Origin of the sequence: Paenibacillus litoralis (assembly GCF_046244365.1) — a bacterium.
Lineage (GTDB): Bacteria > Bacillota > Bacilli > Paenibacillales > NBRC-103111 > Paenibacillus_V.
In genome coordinates, this window is the sequence record NZ_CP176395.1 from 6,458,126 (window position 1) to 6,482,934 (window position 24,809).

Annotated in this window: 19 protein-coding genes; 5 read left to right on the forward strand and 14 right to left on the reverse strand. The window is 50.5% G+C overall.

The genetic code is table 11. The annotated features are described in order from the left end of the window. Positions 1–10 precede the first annotated feature (10 nt). Together ACKGJP_RS27275 and ACKGJP_RS27280 are read right to left on the reverse strand one after the other, a co-directional pair. Positions 11–1,720, reverse strand: coding sequence for a sensor histidine kinase (locus ACKGJP_RS27275; protein WP_409341933.1), 1,710 nt, complete (start codon positions 1,718–1,720; stop codon positions 11–13). Further along, positions 1,717–3,315: a response regulator gene (locus ACKGJP_RS27280; protein ID WP_409341934.1), complete on the reverse strand. Its 1,599-nt coding sequence runs from the start codon at positions 3,313–3,315 to the stop codon at positions 1,717–1,719. Before ACKGJP_RS27280 ends, ACKGJP_RS27275 begins: the two co-directional genes overlap by 4 nt. A gap of 230 nt (positions 3,316–3,545) precedes the next feature. On the opposite strand from ACKGJP_RS27280, the gene ACKGJP_RS27285 reads away from it, so the two are divergent. Both ACKGJP_RS27285 and ACKGJP_RS27290 read left to right on the forward strand, forming a co-directional pair. Beyond that, positions 3,546–4,124 (forward strand): TetR/AcrR family transcriptional regulator, encoded by a 579-nt coding sequence (locus ACKGJP_RS27285; protein WP_409341935.1) that lies wholly within the window; start codon positions 3,546–3,548, stop codon positions 4,122–4,124. Positions 4,125–4,132: 8 nt separating this feature from the next. Continuing rightward, a complete protein-coding gene (locus tag ACKGJP_RS27290) occupies positions 4,133–5,494 on the forward strand; it encodes an MATE family efflux transporter (RefSeq protein ID WP_409341936.1) in 1,362 nt (453 codons plus the stop codon). 503 nt (positions 5,495–5,997) lie between these two features. On the opposite strand, the gene ACKGJP_RS27295 is transcribed toward ACKGJP_RS27290, so the two are convergent. Continuing rightward, positions 5,998–6,891, reverse strand: a complete 894-nt coding sequence (locus ACKGJP_RS27295) for an AraC family transcriptional regulator N-terminal domain-containing protein (RefSeq protein ID WP_409341937.1) — start codon at positions 6,889–6,891, stop codon at positions 5,998–6,000. 224 nt (positions 6,892–7,115) lie between these two features. Between ACKGJP_RS27295 and ACKGJP_RS27300 the strand changes: the two genes are divergently transcribed. Then, the gene (locus ACKGJP_RS27300; RefSeq protein WP_409341938.1) at positions 7,116–7,967 is read left to right on the forward strand and encodes an aldo/keto reductase; all 852 of its coding nucleotides are present in this window, start codon (positions 7,116–7,118) and stop codon (positions 7,965–7,967) included. 274 nt (positions 7,968–8,241) lie between these two features. Here the strand turns inward: ACKGJP_RS27300 and ACKGJP_RS27305 are convergent, their stop codons facing one another. The 4 genes from ACKGJP_RS27305 to ACKGJP_RS27320 form a co-directional block, all read right to left on the reverse strand. Continuing rightward, entirely contained in the window at positions 8,242–8,697 is a 456-nt protein-coding gene (locus tag ACKGJP_RS27305; protein ID WP_409341939.1) for a DinB family protein, read from the reverse strand. Positions 8,698–8,770: 73 nt separating this feature from the next. After that, entirely contained in the window at positions 8,771–9,010 is a 240-nt protein-coding gene (locus ACKGJP_RS27310) for a YdcF family protein (protein ID WP_409341940.1), read from the reverse strand. Between the two features lie 106 nt (positions 9,011–9,116). Then, the gene (locus tag ACKGJP_RS27315; protein ID WP_409341941.1) at positions 9,117–10,562 is read right to left on the reverse strand and encodes an MFS transporter; all 1,446 of its coding nucleotides are present in this window, start codon (positions 10,560–10,562) and stop codon (positions 9,117–9,119) included. A 470-nt stretch (positions 10,563–11,032) separates the two neighbouring features. After that, the gene (locus ACKGJP_RS27320; protein ID WP_409341942.1) at positions 11,033–11,527 is read right to left on the reverse strand and encodes an alpha/beta fold hydrolase; all 495 of its coding nucleotides are present in this window, start codon (positions 11,525–11,527) and stop codon (positions 11,033–11,035) included. 393 nt (positions 11,528–11,920) lie between these two features. Here ACKGJP_RS27320 and ACKGJP_RS27325 point away from each other — a divergent pair, with 393 nt between their 5' ends. Next, entirely contained in the window at positions 11,921–14,191 is a 2,271-nt protein-coding gene (locus tag ACKGJP_RS27325; protein ID WP_409341943.1) for a hypothetical protein, read from the forward strand. Between the two features lie 111 nt (positions 14,192–14,302). On the opposite strand, the gene ACKGJP_RS27330 is transcribed toward ACKGJP_RS27325, so the two are convergent. The 6 genes from ACKGJP_RS27330 to ACKGJP_RS27355 all read right to left on the reverse strand — a co-directional run bounded on the left by ACKGJP_RS27330 (position 14,303) and on the right by ACKGJP_RS27355 (position 23,013). Then, on the reverse strand, positions 14,303–15,121 hold the full coding sequence (locus ACKGJP_RS27330; RefSeq protein WP_409341944.1) for a helix-turn-helix transcriptional regulator: 819 nt from the start codon (positions 15,119–15,121) through the stop codon (positions 14,303–14,305). Between the two features lie 168 nt (positions 15,122–15,289). Next, positions 15,290–17,632: a DUF4838 domain-containing protein gene (locus tag ACKGJP_RS27335; RefSeq protein ID WP_409347263.1), complete on the reverse strand. Its 2,343-nt coding sequence runs from the start codon at positions 17,630–17,632 to the stop codon at positions 15,290–15,292. 115 nt (positions 17,633–17,747) lie between these two features. Then, positions 17,748–19,301, reverse strand: a complete 1,554-nt coding sequence (locus ACKGJP_RS27340; RefSeq protein ID WP_409341945.1) for an extracellular solute-binding protein — start codon at positions 19,299–19,301, stop codon at positions 17,748–17,750. A gap of 50 nt (positions 19,302–19,351) precedes the next feature. After that, positions 19,352–20,227 carry a carbohydrate ABC transporter permease gene (locus ACKGJP_RS27345; protein ID WP_409341946.1) on the reverse strand — a complete coding sequence of 292 codons (876 nt, stop codon included), beginning with the start codon at positions 20,225–20,227 and terminating at the stop codon, positions 19,352–19,354. Between the two features lie 15 nt (positions 20,228–20,242). After that, on the reverse strand, positions 20,243–21,160 hold the full coding sequence (locus ACKGJP_RS27350) for an ABC transporter permease (RefSeq protein ID WP_409341947.1): 918 nt from the start codon (positions 21,158–21,160) through the stop codon (positions 20,243–20,245). Positions 21,161–21,195: 35 nt separating this feature from the next. After that, positions 21,196–23,013, reverse strand: a complete 1,818-nt coding sequence (locus ACKGJP_RS27355) for an FAD-dependent oxidoreductase (RefSeq protein WP_409341948.1) — start codon at positions 23,011–23,013, stop codon at positions 21,196–21,198. A gap of 270 nt (positions 23,014–23,283) precedes the next feature. On the opposite strand from ACKGJP_RS27355, the gene ACKGJP_RS27360 reads away from it, so the two are divergent. Further along, a complete protein-coding gene (locus ACKGJP_RS27360; RefSeq protein ID WP_409341949.1) occupies positions 23,284–23,931 on the forward strand; it encodes a helix-turn-helix domain-containing protein in 648 nt (215 codons plus the stop codon). 41 nt (positions 23,932–23,972) lie between these two features. Here the strand turns inward: ACKGJP_RS27360 and ACKGJP_RS27365 are convergent, their stop codons facing one another. Next, positions 23,973–24,809 carry a PIG-L deacetylase family protein gene (locus tag ACKGJP_RS27365; protein WP_409341950.1) on the reverse strand — a complete coding sequence of 279 codons (837 nt, stop codon included), beginning with the start codon at positions 24,807–24,809 and terminating at the stop codon, positions 23,973–23,975.

Consider the following 24,809-nt stretch of genomic DNA (forward strand, 5'->3'; position numbering starts at 1 on the left):
TTGTTTGAAGTTATCCCGGCTCGGCCGGCAGCGGGACGGATATGTTCATCGCGGTTCCTTGGCCGGGCGCGCTCTTTATGGCAATGCCGAACGCCGAGCCGAACATCAGCTGTATCCGTTCGTTTACGTTTTTGAGCCCGTAACCGCCGGAAGGCGAATCCAACAGGCTCTTCAGCTTCTCTTCGGCGATTCCCGCCCCGTTGTCCTCGACCGTGAACGTCATCGCGGATCCGGATATGCCCGCCGTCACCTTCAATAAGCCGCTCCCTTCCTTCATCCGGTTCAGGCCATGCTTAATCGCATTTTCCACAAGCGGCTGCAAAATAAAATTGATCGTCGTGCGGTCGCAAACGGCCTCGTCGATCTCGAAGACCGCCTGGAAGCGGTGATCGCTCATCGCGAGCATAATTTCTACATACGATTTCACATTCTCGATCTCGTCCCGCACAAGGATCACATTATCTCCTTTGTTCAGCGCCGTACGGTAAAATTTCGACAGCGTCGTCACCATATGGCTGATCCCGTGCGCTTTGCTTCTCACCGCCTTCCAGTTGATGAACGAAAGCGTGTTGTATAGAAAATGCGGGCTGATTTGCGACCGCAGCGCCTTCAGCTCCGCCTCCCGCTGAACGATTTTGTTCGCGTAAGCTTCCCGGATCAGGTCGTTGATGCGCGCCAGCATATGTCCGAACCGGTTCGTCAGCTCGCCGATTTCATCCTGGGACGTGCTGTGCACCCGCAAATTCAAATTGCCGGCCTCCGCTTCCTTCATCCATGAATTCAGCTGGAAGATGCGGCGCAGCATCGTGTTCGAGAAGATCGAAATGATCAATAAAAGGATGACAATGCAGACGGCGATAACGACAAGCGTCGCATTGAGGATACGGTCCGCTTTCCCGGTAATTTGTGCGGCCGGCACATAGCAATATATCGTCCAACCCGCCTCCGGTATGGATTGTTTGATCAGGAACGTCTTCGTACCGCGTATGCTTACAACCCCTTCTTTACCGGCGACGTCGCCATATTCGAATGCCGTTCTCATGGCGTCCGGAGCACTTGCAAAAAGCACGTCTTCGCTGTCGTCGGCCGCAAATACGCCGTAATCGCGCGACAACGCGGCGAGATTGCCGAGAACGTCCACGTCTTGCAAACGGACGTATAGCACATTGGCCGTAGGATCGTCCGCTATCGTCGAAAAGCGGCTTGCCGCATATAACCTTTTGTTGTCCGTCGACCAGGTGATGCCGCCATTCCCCGCAAGTGCCTGCTCATACCACGGCTCCCCTGCAATGCGCTCGCCCGCCAGGATGTAATTTCCCCGCTCCGGCATGCCGTTCCGGGTATAGATCGTCATTTGCTCCAGCTCCTTGTTCAGCAGCGATAGCACGTTAAACGTCGGATCCAAATAGTTGGTGTAATCGCGGGACAGATTGACGAGGTCGACATACTGATTGGCCAAAATGCGCTGAATCACCGTGTTGTACAGCACGTAATGGATCATCTGGTTGTACTGGCCGATTTTGCCGTTGATGCTCCCGGCCGTCGTCGCGACGTTCTTCTGAATCCCCTCCGTCGATTGCCGGTAAAGCAAGTCTTTCGTTTGATCGAACGAATAGACGCCGAGGATGCCGATCGGAATGAGGATGACAAGCAAATACGAGAGAAACAGCTTCTGCTTGAACCGGAGCCGGTTGAACCGCCTGTATACGAATCGCTTCATAGGCCGAGCTCCTCCCTGAACCGGGTCGGCGTCTTCTCGAAATACGTTTTGAACAGCGAGCAAAAATACGGAACGTTCGAATACCCGACCATCTTGCTGACATCCGCAATACGCCGGTCCTTGTCGGCAAGCAGTTCCTTGGCTTTTTCCAGCCGGAACAAAGTCAAATATTTGACAAGGCCGACCCCCTTGCGCTTCGAGAACAAGTGACTCAAATAGTTCGGCGACAAAAAAACGCGTTCGGCTAAGCCCTCCACCGTCAGCTCACGGTCGAACTCGGTTCTGATGATCCGAATCACCTCTTCGATTTCTTTGCGGTTTTCGTCGCCTGAGGCCGCCTGCTTCGCTTCCGTATCTTCAATCAACCGATCCATGACGCTTTTCAAATCCATCATACGATTCGTTTTGTAGATCAGCTCGAGCCTTTGTTGAAACTCGTCCACCTTATCCCACATCGCATTGCCATAAAGCGCTTTCAATAATTCCACGCATAAATATTTGACGTAAACGACCGAAAACTGGCCCCCTTGATGCAGCGCTTCGAACAGCTGGCCGAACCGGATGCGAACGGCGCCGGTTTCTTTGCTTCCCGCATAGCGGACGAGCTCGGCCATCGTGTCCTCCACGAACTTGGACATGTCGGTATTCACTTGGAGGGATGCCTGATTCGTAAGCTGTACGGCGGTCTGCTCGAAGAACGACCGGTGCTCGAGCATCGCCTCCAGATCCCGGTACTCCCGTCGCACCTGATTCATGCTGTCGATACGGCCGCTGATGAGGACGCCCGCTTCCTCCCCATATTGCTCCTTCATCCAATGAACGAGCCGGTTCCCGGTATGCAGCAGCTCCTCTTTCCCGTCCGCGCCGGCCGTATCGATAAAGACGAGGCTTTGAAACTCGTTAAGAGGAACAACGTCGTTCCAGCAGTCAAGCGTCTCTCCTAACCGCCGCTCAAAATCGGTATCGATGCGGTCGAAGAAGCGGTCGGTCGTGCAGATCATCGCCATCCGCATGGAACGGCCGCCATCCAGATGCTTGATAATAACGTCCTGATCCCGCGTTTCCTCCGCTTCCGCCGCCGGTCCGTTCAGCATTTCGGCGACAAGCCGCTGCTTTTCGTACCTTACGCCCTTCAGATACAGCCGGCGCATATGTTCCTGCGATTGCATGTCCTGCCGCTCCTCCTTCAGGAGCTGAACCGTTTGCGAGATGACCTTCAGAAATTCGTCAATCTGCACCGGCTTGAGCAAATACGTAACCGCATTCAAATCGATCGCTTTTCGTGCATATTCGAATTCTCCGTAAGCGCTCATGAAGATGACCTTGACGGGGCGGCCTGATAATCGGACGTGCTCGGCCAGCTGCAGCCCGTCCATTTCCTGCATTCGGATATCGGTCAATAAAATATCGATACTCTCGGACTGCAAATAGTCGAGCGCCGCTTCCGCGCTGTCCGCCTCCGCCAGCTTGATCGGCAGGCCGTATTCCTCTACCAGAAAGCGTACGCCTTCTCGTTCGAATCGATCGTCGTCCACTACAAGCATGTTCACCATAAGCTTTTTCGCCTCGCCTTCCTCAACCGTATTGCAGGCCAAAAGAATGCCCTCTATTGTAATACGACCGAAGCGGGTTGTATTTATAAATAATCCAGATTTTCATATAAATTAAACATTTAATGGAAAACATAATTTTAAAGCGCCGGATATAAAGAACTGACTATTGTCAGTTGAGGAATTGTAATTATCTATGATAAATGATAATATACTGATTATCACAACCTGACTACGGTAAGGTAAATAGCATGGAACAACGAAGGGGGAGCCTGATGAACCGCAGAGAAGAGATTAAAAAAATCGCGGTCGGCCATCTGCTGCAGTACGGCTACGAGGGCACGAAGCTGGCGGATATCGCCCATGAGGTCGGCATTAAGAAGCAGTCGATCTATGCGCATTTCAAAGATAAGAAAGAGCTCGTCGTCGAAATCCACGAGGAAGCGACCAAGCAGGAAATTGCCTTTCTGACCTCGTTCTTCAGCGAACACAAAGGAAAGCCGCTGCAGAAGCTGCTTCACATGTTCGTTCTCGAGATGAGAGACCGGTATGCCGACAACCGCAACGTCAAACTGATGTTCCTGATGGCGTTCATGCCGCCGGAACAGCTTCAAGAACTGTTTATCACGATGTACGAGCTCTATTCGCATCATCTGCTGCATCTGCTCGAGCTCGCTTTCCAGCACGATCCGTCGATCAAGGCAAATCCGAAGGACGCCGCGCTTGCCGTTCACACCATTTACGAAGGCCTATCCGCAAAGCTCATATTCGGCAGCCCGGAATATTTCATTCAAGCGTCGGATACGACTTTTTCCTTGCTCTGGCAAGGGCTGCTTCATAGAGAGGAAGGGTAAGAAGAGTCATGCATACCGCTAATCAAAAGCTTTCTTCCTTGGAAACCGATTCCGTAGGAAAAGTGTTCTTCCGTTATTTGATCCCGTCGCTCGTCGGCATGCTGATGATGTCCGTCAACGTCGTCATTGACGGCATCTTTGTCGGGCACCGCTTCGGCGAGGTCGCATTGGCGGGGGTCAACGTCGCTTCGCCAGTCTTTTCGATCTATTTCGCCGTCTCCCTATGGATCGGCATCGGCGGGGCCGCCCTGTATTCCAGGCATCTCGGCGCCAAGGAATATGCCCAGGCGCGATCCGTGTTTACGCATTCGCTGACGCTTATTTTCAGCTTGACCCTTATACTCGCCATATTAGCGTACACGTTCCGCCAGAAGCTCGCCGTATTTCTCGGGGCGAATGACGAGACGATGCCATACGTCATGGAGTTTCTGAACGTACTGCTGGCCTTCGGCTTCGTCATCACCGTGCAGAACGCGTTCAGCGTCTTCGTCCGCAACGACGGCAATCCGAATCTCGCGATGATCTCCCTGCTCGTTACCGCAGGCTGCAACGTCTTGCTCAACTATATTTTCTTGTTCGTCTTGGACTTCGGCGTCGCCGGCTCCGCCTTCGCCTTGGTCGGCGCGGCCGGGATCGGTGCATGCGTCCTGTTTACCCACTTCCTGCGCAAAGACAGCATCCTGCGCTTCGTCAAATTCCGGTTCTCGTGGAAGCTGGCCAAAAGCACGTTCACGATCGGCTTTCCAAGCTTCGTCGCGGAAATCGGCATCGCCGTGTTTACGGCAGGGTACAATATGGCTATGGTGCGCTGGGCCGGCACGGTCGGCGTTTCGGCCTTCTCGATTCTCAATTACGTGCACAGCGTTATGCTCATGATGTTCATCGGCATGGGTTCCGGCATCCAGCCGCTTATCAGCTATTACCGGGGCGCGAAGCGGCACGACCGCGAGCGTCAAACGATCCGCATCGCCGTCATTACGGCGGTAGGCGTCGGCATGGGCGTATTCCTGATCGGTCTGATTGCCGCGGACGGCATCGTCTCGCTGTTCGGGACGTTTACCGGCGAGGTGCGGGCCATGGCTGCTACGGGTATTCGGCTGTTCTTCATCGCTTATTTGTTCATGGGCGTCAATTTCGTCATGATGACCTATTTCCAAAGCACCGATCAAGTCAAAATGGCGACCTGGATCACCGTAGCCAGGGAGATGCTGCTGATGGTCGCCATCCTGTTCACGCTGCCTTATCTGATCGGCACGACCGGCGTTTGGCTCGCAATCCCGCTCTCGGAGCTGATCGTCGTCGTTACCGTTTATGCGTACATTCGCCGCCGATTGCGCGGTTCTCCCTCAGCGGTCCCGGCCGTGGAGTAAGGGAATAGCTGCCTTGCAGCGCGTCGGGGAAACGATCCGATCAAGGGGCTGCCCCTGAAACGAGCAGTACCTAATCGACCAGCCCCAAATAGGAATAAACCTCCAAAACCACAAAAGTGGCGTTGGAGGTTTATTTTTTAGCCTGATCATCCTTCAAAAGCGCGGGCTCCCGATTCCCGTTCCGGAGTAGGCTAAAGAACAGTTAACCGAAAAAAAACGTTTTTGCATTCTGAAAATTCCTAAGATCAACCCGAAAAATGGCGGTGAGCTATGTAAACGATGACCATTACCTCTTTTGTAAAAAATGCTGGGTTATATTATTTAGATACTCTTCGTCAACCGTATTTTCCTTCATACTTATGAGCATCTTTGCATCTTCTCCAACTAGCAGGTGTACGAAAGATTTTTTCAAAAACAATCACGATATTGCCGCAGATTAAAAATAACCCGCGTCCGAACTTGGAGCATATGATTCTTCATGGGCTCATCCTTCGTTTTTTTCTTTATGCTTTCAGGCGCTTTATATCCTGTCTAGGCGGGAATCCAAACATTCGGGAATACTCACGGCTGAATTGCGAGGGACTTTCATAGCCTACTCGAAATGCCACATCAGTGGCATCTTCTGACTCCGTTAATAATAGGCGACGGGCTTCCTGAAGCCTCAGTTGTTTTTGGAACTGAATCGGGCTCATGGCAGTTACTTCTTTAAAGTGTCGATGAAACGAAGAAACACTCATATTCGCTATTTCGGCAAGTTCTTCAATCCGAAATGAACGAGCATAGTTATTCGTGATGTGGTCGATCACGTCTTTGATTTGACGGGCGGAGCTACCCTCTATTGCAATTTGTTCAAGCGTAACCCCATGCTGTCCATGCATAATCCTATACAGAATTTCCTTCGTAAACAACGGGGCAAGGATCGGGATATCCTTCGGTTCGTCCAGCAAACGAGCTAACCGGATGACTGCATCCAACAAAGGCATCTCCATCCGACTGACAAACATACCTCGCTTCGCGTTTTCTCTCGGTCCTACACGAATTTCTGAATCACACAAAACCTCTAGGATTTGTTTCGCCGAAAATTCAAGTTTGAAACCAAGATATGGAACATCAGGGGTAGCTTCAGTGACTTGGGCGGTAACTGGCAGGTGAACGGATGCAACAAGGTAATCGGCAGGACTATACCTAAACCGCTCTTGTCCCAACCATACCTCCTTCGCCCCTTGAACCACAATACAGAAGGAAGGTTTGTAAACTCCATGGTTTGGTACGGACGCATTGGAGTCGCGCATAAAAAACAAGGACGGAATAGAAGTTTGGTGAACACCGTCCTTTATTGAGTAACGCTCAATTATTTTGGCGAGCTCATTCTGCTGTTTTGTGATTATTTCAGACATTTAATCCTCCTGTTCAGTCTTTCTTTTAGTTCGATTATAGTCCATATTTATCTGTTTCATAAGTGGTAGTGAGAGGATTAGGCAAACATTTGGTACGAATGGGATAACGGTCGCTTTGTCATCCGGTGCATAATAAGGATGTGAAGCGCAGCGACTGAGTGAGCTTGGTACGGTTGATAGGATTACGTTGATTTACACATAATAATAAAATCAGGAGGATTTGCATGAAAAAAGTAGTATTGAACAATGGTGTTGAAATGCCAATTATCGGTTTTGGTGTTTTTCAGATGGCTGATCTAAATGAATGTGAACAAAGCGTTTATGACGCCATTACGGCAGGCTATCGGCTGATTGATACAGCTGCCTCTTATATGAATGAAGAAGCAGTTGGCAAAGCCATCAAACGGAGTGGCGTGGCGAGAGAGGAATTGTTTATCACCACGAAACTTTGGGTACAGGATGCCGGTTACGAGCGCACAAAGAAAGCATTCGAAACATCGCTGCAAAGATTGCAGTTGGAGTATTTGGATTTGTATTTAATCCATCAGCCGTTTGGCGATGTGCACGGTTCTTGGCGCGTAATGGAGGAACTGTATCGGGAAGGAAAGATCCGCGCCATCGGCGTTAGTAACTTCCACCCGGATCGCCTGATCGATTTGATCATTCATAATGAAGTTGTTCCAGCCGTAAACCAGGTGGAAACGCACCCGTTCAACCAACAAATCGAAAATGCGGCATTCATGAAAGAGAACAATGTTCAAATCCAGTCCTGGGCGCCTTTCGCCGAAGGCAAAAATAACTTGTTCCAGAACGAGGTATTGGTGTCCATTGCCGAGAAGCACAAGAAATCCGTCGCACAAGTGGTTTTACGGTGGTTGACGCAAAGAGAAATCGTTGTGATTCCGAAGTCGGTTCGTAAAGAAAGAATTATTGAAAACTTCAATATCTTCGATTTCGAACTAAGCCAAGAAGATATAGAATCGATTGCTACTTTGGATACAAAAGAGAGCCTGTTCTTTTCACATCGTGATCCTGTAATGGTGAAGTGGATCGGTACCCGCAAACTTGATATCTAATCATCTTTTGGATAATAAAACAGATTCCTCAAAATATGGAGCAGACGGCACTTGGCCGTCTGCTCCATATTTCGTTTGCAGTATCAAAACATTTATTAGGCAAATCTGCCCATTACTTCAACAGGTACGATATTCCGTCAGCCTGCCGTCATGATGCTATCGTAGAAAAGACTGCCGATCTGTCGGCAGCCTTTGAAGGTGTCTATTAAGCAAACGTTACCCGTTAGAGTTCAATGCCAATCCCATTCCGAGTAATGGTGATTACTAGGCCCTGTTAGAGCCTCGCGAACGTGATGTAATCGACTTGGACAGGCTCTGCCGATTCGATCCGAAGTGCCCGGTTGATCTGTCCCCGGTGATATTGCCCATGTAAGAGGACCTGCAACAGGATGTCCCGGACGCACGTTCGGAACGGAACCCCACTCTGGTTCGGATAGTCGATCATCTCGTCCAACTCGGATTCCTCGAGCCCTTCGATATAGACGCGATATTGCTCGGCGTTTTCTTCGAACATCGTCCGGATCGCCGTCAGGTCTTCCGCTTCCTCCCACAACGAATATTGCGCGCTGCCCTTGCCCTGCAATCGGGACAGCCAGACTCGTTCCGCGACCGCGACGTGCCGAACCAGCTTCAGAAGGTCCTTGTTCTTCGTCTCACTCTCCTCTAGCGCGTCCAAGATGCGTCCGTCCGCCCAGTACAGGTGGTCCATCATGCACTTGATCGTCTTCATTTCGGTTTCCCCCTCTTCGTCGCATCGATTACTTGAACCTACTGTTATCCGTTAGTTTAATCATTTGAATGAACTATAACAACCTTTTTGGGTGAATTCCTTGTTGCTGTAACACTTCCAAGGAGAAACGTGCATTTTCAAAGGTGTTAGTTGCTTTATCTTCTTTAAGTAATGATTCTGAAGGTACTCCTAACGCTCCCCCGACATTTTTAAGAAACTCCCATTCGGTTGTTTCTACATGAGGGGTCGTACCACCAGAAGGTAGAAGAAATTGAGCGATACCGTTAGGGTACAATGTTGCGGCTCTTTCCATTAATTGAGGATGACTTGAATGAAACGATTTCTTAGTATGAAAATGTATATACCTTAGATAAAAAGGTGCTCCGGCCAAAGGTTATTTGGCTGGAGCACCATTCCAATTACATGGCTACAGGCCCACTTGATTCTCCCTTTTTGGGAGATCGGACAAACAATAAAGATAAAATTGCACCTGCAAATGCTACGATACCTGACCAAAAAAACGCTTGATGGAACCCCTCGTTTAAAACAGCTGCCGGATCACCAACAGTTTGGGACGCTGACGTAGATGCTGCGATTGCAACCATAATAGCCAAACTAATTGCCGACCCAATCTGATAGCTCGTATTGGCTAGGCCGGATGCGAGTCCGGCTTCTTCCGATCGCACTCCAGACATGGCGGCCATAGTTGCCGGAATATAGGCAAGTGACATTCCGAGAGCGCCCAATAGCGAAGCGGGGAGAACATTCATTACGAAATTTCCGTCCACAGGCGTATTTTGAGAGAATAGCAGCATCGATCCTCCAAGCGCGATCATTCCGATTACTAAGTTCGCTTTCACTCCGAGCTTTGCGATTAGTTTTCCTGTAACCAAAATCATGAAGACGGCAATGAGTATTGTCATCGGAAGCAAACCAACCCCACCGGCGAAGGCTGAAAATTTTAGTACTTGCTGCAAATAGAGGTTGAGGAAATACCATAGCGGTATCCACCCGCCAGAAAGCATAACGAGAGCGATATTACCCGCAGCTAGATTCGGCGATTTAAAGATCCGGAGAGGTACAAGCGGTTCTTTTTTAACAGCCTGTATAATCAGGAACAAGATGAACAATACAGCCCCTAAAATAAGTGGCCATACGGTGGACGGAGCCCCCCATCCGTTGTGCTCTGCAGTAACAATTCCGTACACAACCAAAACCAAAGCAGTTGTAACGAAGATCGACCCTACTACATCAATGCTGCCTTTTCTGCGCATCCCTTTTGTCAAAAGTCCGGTGGAAATGAGCAAGGCAAAAATTCCCACAGGTACGTTGATCAGGAATGTCCATTGCCAGCTAAGCCATTCGGTAATAACACCTCCCATAAACACTCCGGCCGACCCGCCCGCAGCTGCGGAAGCGCCCCAGAAGCCCAAGGCCTTACCAAGCTCTTTTGGATTGCCGCTAAATAACATCATGACGATTGTAAGTGCCGAAGGGGCAATCAAGGCGGATCCGAATCCTTGTAGAGCCCGGCCGACGTTCAGTGATTCCTCGCTCCAAGCCAAGCCCGCAAGTAAAGAAGCTAGTGTTAAAATGGAAAATCCCCACATAAACATACGTCGTTGACCAAAAAGGTCGGATAATCGACCACCCAAAAGCAGCAAACCGCCAAAGAAAATGACATAAGCATTAAATACCCACTGCAAGCTTTCTTGCGTATATCCGAGAGATTCTTTGATGGCAGGTAAAGCTACTCCGATAATCGACGTATCCATGATCACCATAAAGTTCGCAAGACATAACAAAGCCAGAGCTTTCCACCGTCTTGGGTCAGCTTGTGAAAGAGACTGTGCTTGAGACGACATATTCAAAACCTCCTTATTTTACGAAGCATCCGGTTGAATCGAGAAGATAAGGATTAACAATCGCGACGGCCGTCCTGGAACGAAGTTAATCTGTCCCCATAATTTACCGGATATTCGATATCGACATAGTATACCCCCCTACCCTATATTGTCAAGTGTGGATTCGAAATAAAATAATTTATCGTCCAGAAAAAACCGCTGGAGAAAATCACTTCCAGCGGTCCTTGTAGGTTTGGTATACAATTGCGCTTTTGGGGGTTGGTAGCGCGTAGAACGCTTTAAGGTCCAGTTTTTCGAAAAGCGGTTTTGCCGGCTCCGGAGCGACACTTGTATAAAAAAACTTTGCATCTTCTGTGGAGGCTGTATTTACGAACAAGGCCCGAAATGTCTCAAACGGAAGCATGATTGTATCATCATTTGACATCTTTCTGAGCTCTTCAAAACCTTGTCTCGTTTGGGGCGGCAATTCGTCAGCAAGCGATTCTCCGTCTTTTAATATCTTTTAATACAAACGCATCCCAGAAGACCAAGCGCTTTATACGTTCGGGTACCTGTTCGGCAACTTTTTGAATGACTGTTCCACCAAAGCTGTGCCCAACGAGAATAAAGTCGTGCAGGTTCAGCTGTTTTATATAATCAACGACTGAATTTGTAATCATTGCATGCGTGACTTTTTTATTTGGATCGGTTCCGTGACCTGCGTATTCTGGAGTGTAGACTGTGTTCCCTTGACTACCCAATACTGCAGCTACGCCGTCCCAAAAATGAGAATCAGCCCACGAGCCATGCACAAGAACGAAGGTAAGCCGCTGAGGTGCAGTTAGTCGGTAGCTGCCTCCAGAATCTTGAGGAGAATGCCACCAAACCCACCCCGGTTCGGAATAAGGGTTATAATACTGTCCCTGTGGTATGAACCGATAATTAGGATTTGGAATTTGATAATTCTCCGAAGAATAAGGAAACACGAACAACATCCTCTCATAGACGACATAATTGAGCATATGCCTACGGCGTCTTAAAGATTCACGTTCCAATATATATCAACGCCCGATTCAATGTTCTTCTATTTTCCGCATATTCCTTTCCAATTATTAATTAAAGAACATACGCGGGTAGCATGAAGTGTTTTAAAAGGAGACTTATCTTGCCTAAGCACTAAGAAAATACTTTATTTTATTTCAACTAAAAAAATGAAAGAAAGTGCTGTGCCGCATGCAAGTATGTACATTTCTATTCAATTAAATAGATACTATTATTTTACTTGAATGGTCTTCATTCTTTATACACCTTAGACATGTCGAATGGCTAAAACGCTTACAAAAAGTCGAAATCAAAAAATGATTGAGGGAGGATTCGGTATGCCGGAGAAACGGAAGCAAGGCAACGCGAATGTGCAAGATTGCGCATCCGATCATGCAAGCAGCGATGCATATCCAAATCGGGAACATCGTGAGACGGCGGTAGCGGGTGAGCAAGCGTGCGCAAGCACCGAGGAAAGGGAAAGAGCGGAAACGGAAGGCAAATTTACCCGCCGGAAACTGATCGCTTCTTTAGGCATGGCCGGCGCCGCAATCGCATTTTCGGGGCCTGCCGCTTGGGGAAAAGCGGCTTCCGGCCCACCGGTGACGTCAGCGGTTTATGGGCACCCGGGCAACGGATTACCCTTTTTCTGCAAAGTTGTAACCGTCGATTCCATTGATGCATTGCTGGATCAAACGGCAGACGAACAAATGTTGTATTGGGTAAAAGCTTATTATGACGGCGAACGGGTTGGCGGCGGCGAATTTTTCTACAAGCCGGATGAGCCGAAGGCGAATCATAACGGCGGCGACATTATCAGCAACACCGTTCCGTGGGACGGGTCGGCGGCAGCGCTGGCCGGCTTTCTAAGCGGCGCAGGCGAGACGAACCCAGGCGGAAACGGCTGCTTCGTCCGCCAAGCTTGCGTATTGACCCCTTATATGTTCGGCTGCCTTGACGGCGTGGACCGCACCGCAGGCTTGCAAGCGTTTGCAGCGCGTGCGTCGACAGTGAAAGGCGAGATCGACTGGGACATCGACACGATCGTTTCAAGTAAAATCGTATTTCGCGGCGGTAGCACGGCATGGCCATCGACAGTCCGCGGCACGCTCAAGCTGCAATCGAATTACGATTCCGACGACTGGATGCTGGAAATCGACCATTTTCCCTATACACAGTTCGACAGTTTTGTATTAAACGGCAAAGGCAATCCGGTCCTCACGTCCAGAAAAAATCATCGCGGCGCCAAGCTTACGGACATCAGCGGTAGCGTTTTCCGCCGGATGGAAGTGCATCATCTGAAGGTACAAGGAATCGAAATCAATCTTAATGCGTATCATGTGCAAATCGAATCGGTTGCGGCGTTTTATTGCGGCTTCGGCATCACGCCGATCATCGGGAAAGTGTTTGCATTCACCGGTCGTTCCTTGTCCGGCTCGAGCGGAGGTCCCGCGCAATTTACCCAATTTACAGGCGTCACCGATATTCCGGACGAAGCGCAAGTCGGCTCCAGCCTTGTCATCGGCAAAAACGAATACACGATTACCGATATTAACCGTACCTCGGGCTCCGTCACCGTCCGGCTGTGGGTGACCAATGACGATTTTGCGTTCGCGAAAGAACCGTATTGGTGCATCGGCTCCGGCTTTAAAGTTGCGGGCGGCACGACAGGACCGCTTTCCGTAACTTCGATGACAACGCTCGGCTGTTCCATCGGCTATTTTATTTCGCAATTGTACCCCGGCTTTGTCGGCAAGCTGAGCGGCGAATCCAATCTCGTCACGGCCAAGCTCGGCTCCGCTCCTTACGGCGGCCATTTGGGCGGTTTTCTCGATACCGTATACGCCGAAGCCGGACGAATCGCTATTTCCAATAACAATGTGATCGGACGGTACGTCATCGGTAACTTGGATCCGGTTACTTGCGACCAGCGAATCAGCCAAGGCGTCGGGCGCTATCTGATCGATTTTGATTTCAGCAAAGGCGCCATTGAAGCGATCGATCTCGATTTCCAGGATCCTTCCGCCGCCACCGCCTACCGCAAACTGGAAGCGCCGGTCGTGGATCCCGCTGTTTATGGGCCGGACGTGCCCGCGACCGTTGTTACCGGCACAAGTGTGACGCTTACTTTTTCGCGCGACGACTTCATCTCATCCGGCATTTCCCACCGGCTGCTCGTGTTTCCGCGAACGGGGACACGAACGGTCACCATCAACGCCGGCGCCGGCACTACAATCGGCAATCCCGCCGTATCCTCGCAATCGTTTATTTTAAGCGGGCCGAGCTTCCTGTTCGCGGAGTTTTACCGCGCCTCCAAAAACTGGCGGATCAGCCGGTTCGACGCGAGCTCCGTACTCGTTGCTACGGCATTGTATAACGCGCCGTCGCTCGCCAGCGGAGACCGCGATCCGGCGCCGACGACGCTCACCGTATCCGGTGCCGCATTCGGCGATTTCGTCGAAGCGTCGCTTAGCGTCAACCCCCAGGGCATCGAGTTGATTCCGTACGTTTCGGCGCTAAATACGGTCACCGTGGAAGTAGTCAACCGGATGCCGACGACGATCGATTTGCCCAATGCCACGTTGACAGTGCGCGTGCACAAACGGTAAACGCAGCCGAATATTTTAGGCCCATGCCAACAACATGGGCCTACTCGATTTGGTGCGCCAATCATGACGATTAACCATCACCGGTTCGATTGGGGCCCGCTCCTGCGCCGGTTACTGCTTATACAAACGGCGGTATTCCGTCGTTTTGATATTCATTTTTTTGAAAAACAGGCGGCATAAGTAGTTGCCGTTCTCAAACCCGCACAGGTCGGCGATTTTTTGCAAAGACAGCGTGCTTTCGGCCAGCAACAGTCTCACCTTGTTCAACCTCTGCTCCATCACATATTCCGATGGCGCCATCCCGAACGCCCGTTTGAATTTTCGGCTGAATTGTATGGGACTGAGCCCGAGATCGTCCAACAACTTCTTCATACAAAAGTCGTAATCATAGAAAGTTTCGTTGATCCTCTTCAAAGCGGCGTTCATCATGGGATCGGGGCTCCATCTCGTTCGTTTCGACTGCTCCGCTTCCTGGCAGCAGAGCAGCCAAGTGTCGGCAAGCAGATGGTTTATTCGAAAGATGTCCGACGGATCGCGCGGATCGATCAGTTGCTTCAAATAGTCGCAGTTGGATTTCAACCGAGCCCGATTGTGCAAAGCGATAATTCCGGCCGGGATTTCAGACAGTAGAAACGGCTCCGTAACGTTACTTTGCCCTACTACGCTTCTCCATCGAAAGTTGATAAAGTGAAACGTAAGGTTGCTTACCATTTTTCGCCGGAAAGGGACGGACGGCGGACAAAGCAGCAGATCCCCCGCTTGACCGATACCGATCATGTCTCCGATTTCATACTCAAAACTTCCCTCCTCGACGATCAGCATGATCCAGTTCGAATACACGTCCACTTCCATATAAAACCGCTCGCGGTTTTTCCAAAATTTATGGTTCAGCAGTTGAGGAAGAACTCCATGTACCGGAAGAGGTTTCATAACGGCGACTCCCTCCTATTGTGAATTTCATAGGCTCTTGGCATACGCTCAAGAAAGGCAAAAAAGGTGAAAAAGCGCCAATCTGGTATACAATGAAAAACCCGTCATGGTACGAATATACCTTGACGGGCTTTCCCTATTAGGTTTAATTACTGGACCAAAAGCAGACTAGTTGGGTGCAACCTCCCAAAGCATCGCCGGCCCCGTAATACCGCCTGTGCCCAATTCATCCAAAATGGCATTGCCTACATCGACAACGATTAAATTGGACTGTCCGAATTTGATTGCGCTTGTTGCATCAAACTCCCATGGCGACGTTAACCCGCTGCCCTTTTTCACCAATGGCAGCTCTTGCCCGTTCATCCACACCCTGGCGGTCTCATCGATGCTGCTGAACCATAGGCGAATCGGATTGCCGTTGTCAAACTTCTTGTCTACCTTTACCTCCGTTCGATACCATGCGTGGCCTTTGTAATAACGAAGTCCCTGGCTGGACCATGTCTCGGAATACGTCTTCAGTTTCATCCACGACTTCGTTCCCAAGCCGGGTTTCCACAAACCTAACAGATCTCCGTTGTCGTGCGGGAACAGCATGACATTCCACTCGTCGGGCATTTGGGCGACTACTCGGTTTCCTCCGGTAACGCGCTGCTCGCCCTGAGTAACCATGTTTTTCCAAAAGATATCGGTGTACAGAAACGATGCCCACGGATTTAAAATGACAGGCGAATGGAGTACGGCTTCATTCCGGAGAGCATAAATTCGGTCAAACTGCTCTTTGGCCTTGACAAAATCCAGGCGATTCATGGAATCCATCATACCGAGAAAATTGTCGCCGAAGCTATAAGCAAGCCGCACCATCGCAACGCGTTTGCCGTAAACCGGATCGTTCGATTTACTCGCTTCCTTCTCGGCTTTGCTTAGCGATTTCTCCATATCCTTCCTGACCTTGTCCGTCAAAATATGTGGAAAATCATAGATGTTTCCGACAAAGTAATCGGCATTTGCAAAAGCCTGCTCCAGCGTTTCAAAATGCTCCCGCATAGACTTGGCCGCGGGGCCGTAAAACTTCGTATAGTAATCGTCCAGCAAAGCCTCGACATCCAGATCCGGATTCCACATCATCTTTGCCGCCAGATAAAGTCCCGGTCCATGATAGGCCCAAGCCGGCAAGTTTTCGGCACGAATGCCGGTGATCCCGTTCTGCTTGTAGTACTTAAACTCGCTGGAAACCTGATCGACCAACGAAAACGGAAGGCCCGGATCGGCAAGATTGTAAAGATACTGGTAAATCTGAGGTTGAACCCCTAATTTCCGCCAGCCGTCGATCATATCTTTCAGGTGACCGCGCTCCCAAGAAAGAGGATTGTCTATGGCATGGTACCGGTCTACCGTAATCGAAGCGATCATCGGGATGAGCCTAGGATGCGGTTTCCACCGAACCGGCGGTTGGTAGTAAGTGTCATAAGCGTAAAAGGAGATGCTGACATCCGGATATCCGGCCTGCTCAAGCTGTTCCAATACAAGATTGATAAATTTCACGTAACGATCCGTTAACGACAAGGTGTCGTGCGTGGCGTCCAAGTCATTCCCATCCCAGTCAGGGTTAGGCTGAAGCACCTTAACAAGACCGTCGTTCGGCCCCATACTCAGTACTTTCAGGTTGGGATCTTTCTGCAATTTCTGTATCGAGCTCTGTACGACACAGGCCAAAACGTCAGGCTTCGTGACGTCAAATTGATTCGTCGGCGTTCCATTCTCGTTCGGCAGAAACAGATCGGGCCGAGCCTTTGAGGTGATGGTGCACGGAATGCCATGCGTTCCGTAAAACTTTTGATTCAGTCTCATATGCTCAACCCAAGGCTTGCCTTCATTCAAATTGACGCCGTTAGGAAGTCCGGGAGGTTTTTGATACATTTCGGTTGCTTGCATCGCCCTGGCCGAAAATCCGGGGTGCTGAATCGTATCTTGCATTGAAAGCGCTATCGTTTTCTTCGACGGGATTACCGTGCCAATGTCGCCGGGCATGAACCAACGTACGCCAAGCTGCTCAAGAAGCTCGAATGCCGCGAATAACGTGCCTTGATCCGAGAGCCCATACAATTGGATGGAATTCGCCGCCGCTGCAAGTCGGAAAGATGCGGGGTCTTCTCCGCCTTGACGGATGGCGTTCAAGTCGATATTGGGGGCTGCCCCTCCGATATAGATTTTCGTTCCGGTTGCTTCTCCCACGTTCGTTACAATAGGAAGCTCCGCCCCGGATATGCTTTTTATGTAAGTCACCAGCTCAGTTGCCGCCTTCTTCTCCAATGCCGAAGCATATACCGTCGTCACAACGGTTGCCGAAGGGTTGCCGTCGCTCACAAGCACTACGCCTTGTTCTACGCCTTGATTCTTTCCTGCCTCTTCCGCCAAGCGCTGTTCATTGGCGCTCGCCTGCCCAGCCGCCATTAACAGCGGAGTTACGGCCAAAACAAAAATCAACAGCAAAACAAACCTTTTTCCTTTCATCAAGCTCAAAATCGAATCCTCCTTTTTTTTGAAGCCTCCCGGAGTGGTCATTCCGGGAGGCTCCAGGTTTTATTGTTTCACCCCCAAAAACGGGAGTGTGAACAATCCCTCCGCATTACTTCTTGCTTTCCATTTGGGCGATATAATCGTTCATTTCCTTCAGATACGTTTTGCCGAATCTCGTATTCCAGTCCTGCAGCACCTTTTTGTACTCGGACGGTTCTGCATTGCCGATAATGATTTTCGTCGTAACCTCGCTGAACTTTTTGTTGAAATCAAGGTAAGGCGGCGTCTTCGCGATCGGCGGCGTGAAGTCGCGGTCCTTGGACATCACGATTCTTTTTACGGCCTTCTCGATATTCGGCACGAGCTTCTTCTTCAACTCCTCCGACATAGCCGGGTTAATGAAGAACATGTAATCGTTGGCGCGGCGAACCACATTTTTGCGGACAAATGTTTCCAGCGGCGGCTCCACATAGGTGCGCTTGTTGTTTTCCACCTTGTAATCATGCCCTTCCACGCCGGTGTAGATGGAATCCCAGCCTTTGTCCGATAGCATGTAATCGAATACGTCGACAACTCTTTGCGGATCCTTCGCATTGCGCGTTACCGCCCAGAAGCCAAACAACCCCGTTCCAAGCCCCAGTCCCTTCATCTCGCCTTGCTCGTTCTTAACGAATACATAGTCAAGATCGAAATTCGGATTGATCTTTTTGCCGGCGTTCATGTGGATTTCGTAATGACCTGCAAAGCCTCCCAATACGCCCGTTTTGCCGCTTTGAAACCGTTCCAGTGCTTTCTGGGCGTCGATCGAAGGCGAATCCGGATCGATCAGCCCTTCTTTGAACAGCTTGGACGATATCTCCAAAGCTTTCGTATATTTATCGGAGTTCACATCATATTGGGGATTCATGTATTTATACTCGCCCCCGCCGGACTCCTGCCAGCCGTAAAGACCAAGCTCGTCCTGGAAAATCGGCTTGAGCGATTTATCGCCGCCTGCGGCCGTTCCATACCCGTACGTATCCTGCTTACCATTGCCGTCCGGGTCTTCCTTCGAAAATTTGCGCATAATCTCGATCATTTGATCCAGCGTAATTTCTTTATTGTCCGGGAGTTTGATATTCAATTTATCGAGCCAGTCTTTTCGGAGCCAGTACCCGTCGGAGCGGATAACGGTCGTCCGCGGAATGCCGTAAATTTTGCCGTCGTTGTTTACCCGCAAGGCGTCCCAGGATATGTCGTACGAATATTTTTTAACGTTGCTGGCTTTCTTCAGATAGTCATCGACCGGGAGGATAACGCCGTCCTTAACCGCTTTCAAGAACCCGGCATCGTTGGTACTCGGAAAATAGACGACATCGGGAAAATCGCCGGTCGTCAGCGATAATTGAAGCCGCTCATTGTAGCCGCTCGACGGCGGTATATCGAATTGGATCTCCGTATTCGTTGCCTTCTCGATGGATTGAAAAAGCAGCTTTTCTGATTCCGACAAGTTGGATGATGCAAAATTGCCCATAATCTTCATACTTACTTTGGCTTTGGCGGTTTCCGCCACCGCCGACGGCTTCGGATCGCCGGTTTCTGCCGGCTTATCTTTGCTTCCGCATGCGGCAACTCCAACGAGCAGCGCCGCAGCGCCTACCCCAGCTAATACTTTCTTAAACATCTTGTTTTAGCCTCCCTTTGAATGTTTATCTATGACAAGGGTCCTTTGGATCAACCTTTTACGGACCCGAGCATAATTCCTTTGACGAAAAACCGTTGAAGAAACGGGTACACCGACAAAATCGGAAGCATGACGATCATGATCGTCGCGTATTTCAACGTTTCCGGCATGACGTTCATATTGCTGATCTCAGCGCTGTTGCCTCCCCCAGAAATTTGCATCATTTGGGCGCCTACTATGACCTCCCGCAAAAACAGCATCAACGGCCAGTTTTCCACGCTTCGGATGTAGATGATCGCCGAGAAAAAGCTGTTCCAATAGCCTACCGCCGCGAACAGCGTCAATGTGGCGATAATCGGCATGGAGAGTGGAACGACGATTTTGAACAAAATGTAAGGCTCGGAGGCTCCGTCCATTTTGGCCGCTTCCTCCAACTCCTCCGGAATGTTCTGCATAAAATTGACCATCAGGATCAAGCTGAACGCGGAGAACAACCCGGGAAACACGAGAGCGGCCAGCGTGTCCAGCATGCCGAGCGAACGAATCAAATAAAAGTTCGGAATGAGTCCGCCGTTGAACAGCATCGTGAAGATGACCAAATTGATCAGGATCGCTCTGCCTTTCAAATGTGTTTTGGCGAGCGGATACGCCGTAATGATATATAGAAAGATGCCTAACGCCACGCCGCTGACGGTGACAATGATCGTATTGAGATAGCTTCTGGCAAGCACGGGATGCGAAAGGATATCCTTATAGGCGTCGAACGATATTTCGCTGGGCCATATACGCATCGGGTTTTGCAAATACGCGCTGTACGAGCTGATCGAAACCACGGCGACGTTCAGAAGGGGGTACAGCATAACCGCGCAAATCAATGACACGATTAGATAGATGGCGATGTCAAAAAGCTCGATTCTCTTGTGCATATTCCTCTTCACCTCCTACCACAATGACTTTCCGAATAGGCGCGCAATCCGGTTGGCCAGCACGATCATAACCAGTCCGACTACCGATTTGAACAAGCCGACGGCAGCCGTAAAAGAGAGCCTTCCTTCCAATAAACCGACCCGGTACGTATAGGTTTCAAACACATCGGCCACTTTGTAAGTAGCAGGATTGGATAACAAGAAGATTTGCTCGAAGCCGATTTCCAAAACACTTCCGACCCGCAAGACCAAAATAATGACGATCGTGGTCGCTATGCTGGGAAGCGAAATGTACCATATTTTTTGCAGTCGGTTGGCCCCGTCGATCGTTGCCGATTCATAGAGGGACGGGTCCACTGACGTAAGCGCGGCCAGGTAAATAATCGTTCCCCATCCGAGCTCCTTCCATATTTCCGCGGAAACCAGTATAGTCCGGAAATATTCGGGCTTAAGCAGAAAATGAATCGGCTCTCCTCCAAAATCGATAATTAACCGGTTAACCCAGCCTGATGACGGGGACAGCATGTTGATAATGATGCCGGATATGACTACCCACGATATGAAGTGCGGCAAATACAGCACCGATTGGGCGACTCTTTTGAAAAGCAGATTTCGAATTTCGTTCAGCAGGATAGCAAGCAAAATCGGCGCGGGAAATCCGAATAGAACTTGATAGAAGCTGATGATTAACGAATTTCGTAAAATCGTGAAGAAATCGTCCGACTGGAAAAGATAGCGGAAATTTTCGAAGCCGACCCATTCGCTTCCCCATATGCCTTTCAGCAAATTGAAATCCTGGAACGCAATGACGATGCCGAACATCGGGATATACTTGAAAATAAACAGATAGACAAACCCCGGTATCAGCAAAAAATACAACCACTTGTTTTTTCTCATATACAGCCAGACAGGACTTGCTTTGCCGTTATTCATCACATTCTCCTTCCGAGAGCGCACCGCAAGCCAGGTTACTCGCAAACGATTTCAACCACTCGCGCATGGTCCAAACCGTTCGTAGAGATGACCTCCAGCCGGAGTGTCTTCAGATTTTTCAGCGTTACCGGCAGATGGATCATGCGTTGAAAATTGTCTTTTATATGTGCGATTTCCATCCTCCCTCGTTCGTCATGCGCGATCAGCTTAAACTCCTTCAGCGTTTCGGCTTGCGGCCGCCCCCACTGCATATACTTTTGAATCACGTCCAAATGGCATAGCATGAGCAAACGGTGAAGACCGGTATCCAGAACGATCGTAATCCGGGAAACCGTTACCGGCTCCTCCCACTCCAGCTCCAGCCAAGGACTGCCGTCTCCCGGCTCCGACATCCAGCGATGCGTGCCGGCTGACGTCAAGTCGGGACGTACCCCCTTCTCCCCATGGACCGCGCGAGTATGCCCGTCCACAACATTACTACATTTTCCTTGCTTTTGCTCGGACGATGCGGAAATCCGGGCAAGCTTCGCGAGATTTCCTTCCTGCTTCATGCCAGGCAAAAAAGCCCCCTGCCGAAGCAATTGCTGCTGAGCCTCCTTCACGACGCCGCTTTCGCGCCACGCTTGTTCCAGCGGAAGCTTGCGCTTCACCGCCGTTGCCGCGAACGTTCCAAGCCCTTCCCCCATGACCGCGCATGTCGCCATGACCCTGGTGCTGGAGAACGCGATATGGGTAGCGGATAAATTACGGCCGGCGAACATCAGATTCGAAATGTTCCCGCTAATCATCGAACGCAGCGGAATGCCGTACAGATAAGGCGTAAACGGCTGATTGCACGGCTCCTCGTCTTTCGCATCGATGCCTTGGGGAGGATGAGTATCCATCGACCAGCCGCCGTAAGCGATTACATCATCGAAGTCGATAGCCTGCTGAATATCGTTTTGGGTCAGCACGTGCTCACCGATAAAACGTCTGGACTCTCTTTTGCCCGGAAGAAAGCCGAACCAATCCAGCGCCCAGTTTTCGGAATCGGGGTGATTGCCGCTGTTTTTGATGTGATCCCACACCCCAAGCATGATCGCCAGCAGCTCGTCGCGGATATGCTCGTTATCCTTGATCGTATCCAGCGTGCCGCCAAATTCCACCCACCAATAGCCGAACTCCCAGGTGTCGTGGTTTCTAAACTTCAATTCTTCCTCCGTAAACTTGCGGGCCCATTCCGGCGGGGTAAACGGCATCGGGCGTCCCATGTCCTTCGAGGTGAACAAAAGGGAGGACCCGAGACGATAAGCGTCTCTGTTCAGGTTCGCGCCGGACTCGTTAAATTCATGGGTCGCTTCGCGGCCGGTCGTAAACGCAGCCCCCGCTTCAAATCCCAGCCTGCCGTCGCCCGTACAATCCGCAAAAATGTCGGCCCGAATCGTAAAGCTTTCCTCTGTGCTTTCTCTCACCGCATAAGCGGAACGAATACGGGAGCCCTCAACTTCGGCTGCGACTACCGTCGTATTCAGCAGCAGCGTCAAATTCGGTTCGGCGCGGCATTTCTCGTATAAGATCAAGTCCAGCATACTCGCGCTCCGCTGCGGATTTCTGACCGAGCATTCCAGCACGATTTCTTCGATAATGCCGCTTTCTCTGCGCTCCGTCTCCAATTCCTTCCCGATTGTGGATGAGCCGGATATATTCATGCGAATCTCCGACGAGGCGTTTCCGCCAAGAACGGAACGGTCCTGGCACAAAATGACCCGGGCTCCGTTGCGAGCCGCAGCCAATGCAGCCGCTACTCCCGTCATCCCTCCGCCTGCGATCAAAATGTCCGTATCCAACATTTTCGTATCAGTCTTCCCCATCATCCATTGACTCCTCTGCTTTCTATGATATCTTTAATTACATATTACGATCTTTCATTTACGTATTTGAATTCATAAAATTTCTTTTTCATATCCAAAATTTCACGTCCGACGAGGTGAAGCGAGATGCCCGCAGGCTTGCCCGAAAACGTCTATCATATGTACTGGCTCAAAAAAGTAAAATTCTTATTGGAAACGGATACCTATGTGACTTGGGTCCTTTTTGCGGTGGAGGAAGGAAGGTTTGAATACCAAATAGGAGAAAATTACGGAGTGGCCGAGTTCGGAGACGTGGTCGTGTGCCCGCCCCAGGTTGCTTTCTATCGAAACGTGCTGACGCCCTTAAGCTTTCATTCGATTACGTTCACCCTCCCCGAAGGAGAACCGCAGCAACTTATGCCTCTTTTGGCTCAACGCAAAATAAGGCTGCCGCAAATCCGGCGCCTGTCCGAAAACTACACTAGCTTAAGGCAGGCGGATCAGCAGTTATCCTTTAGCTCCGATAATCAAAAGCTGAAGCAGCACTATTTGGCGGACATATGGCTGATGATCGCGCAGCAGGCGATGGAATCCCCCGATACCGGGCCTTTACTGGAACATGACGAACTCATTCGCGATGTCGCGATATATTTGATTCACCATGCCCATGAAACGATCGAAATCCGGGATGTCGCGCATCAGTTCGGCATGACGCCCGTGCAGCTGATCCGCAGATTCAAAAACGGCTACGGCGTCAACCCTCTGCAATATTTAACGTCGTTTCGGGTAAAACAGGCATGCAGACTGCTGCTGACAACGGAGTGGACGCTCGATGTCATAGCGGGAACATGCGGTTACGAGAACGGCTTCTATCTCAGCCGGGTGTTCCGCAAGGCGATGGGCGTAAGCCCGTCCGAATTTCGCAAGCAAAACCGGTATTAGCGGCGAACGCGGCAATTGACCGGTCGGAGAACAATCGTTCTTTACCTTTTCACAAGCATCGGGAATAGTCTGCGCAGCTGCTCCTCGCTTGGCTTCCCGGCGTTATAGGATGCTATTTCAAACGCTTCGGCGTAATCGACCTTGGCCGCATGTTCCGGTCCGTACCATTCGGCCAGGCTGTCCTTCATGATGTCCTTTACATGGAAGGAACGGGACCAGTCCGTTAATAGATACGTCTTCTTCTCTTCCCACGTCTGCGGCATTTCGTGCAGCTTCCCTTTGGCCCAAAGATTACTTTCGTAAAATTGCGAAGCGTGCGCGTCGCAGGCAAGCAGCTTTTTCTCCAGGACGGGCCCGATGTCGACCGCGATATCCGGCGTATACTTGTCCAGCATCGAATAATCCGGCATCAGCAAATAAAGCGGATACTTCCGCAGGCATGGCACCTCCGGCACGCACAGCGCCACATGCGTCACGAAAGGAGCTGCATCTCTTACGACATCCCCCGTATAGCGGTTATCCGTATGATGGCCGAGAGCGGGGTGGAAGGTTATGACGACGTCCGCATCCCAGCTGCGGATTTGACGGATCACTTCTTTGCGGGTTGCCAGATCGGGCATCAGGTCCCCGTCGTCCGTATCCAAAATTTCATACGCGGCGATCCCCAGCCGTTCGGCTGCTTCCAGCGCTTCCCGCTTCCTCCTCTTCACCAGCTCGGAAGGCGCCATCTCATAATGGCCGCACGAACCGTTCGTCAGCGACAGGAACTTAACCCGGTGTCCCATTTCCGCGAACAAAGCCGCCGTTCCTCCCGCATAAATTTCCGCCTCGTCCGGATGCGCTTTAATGACAAGTATGTTTAACGGTTGTTGTTCCAT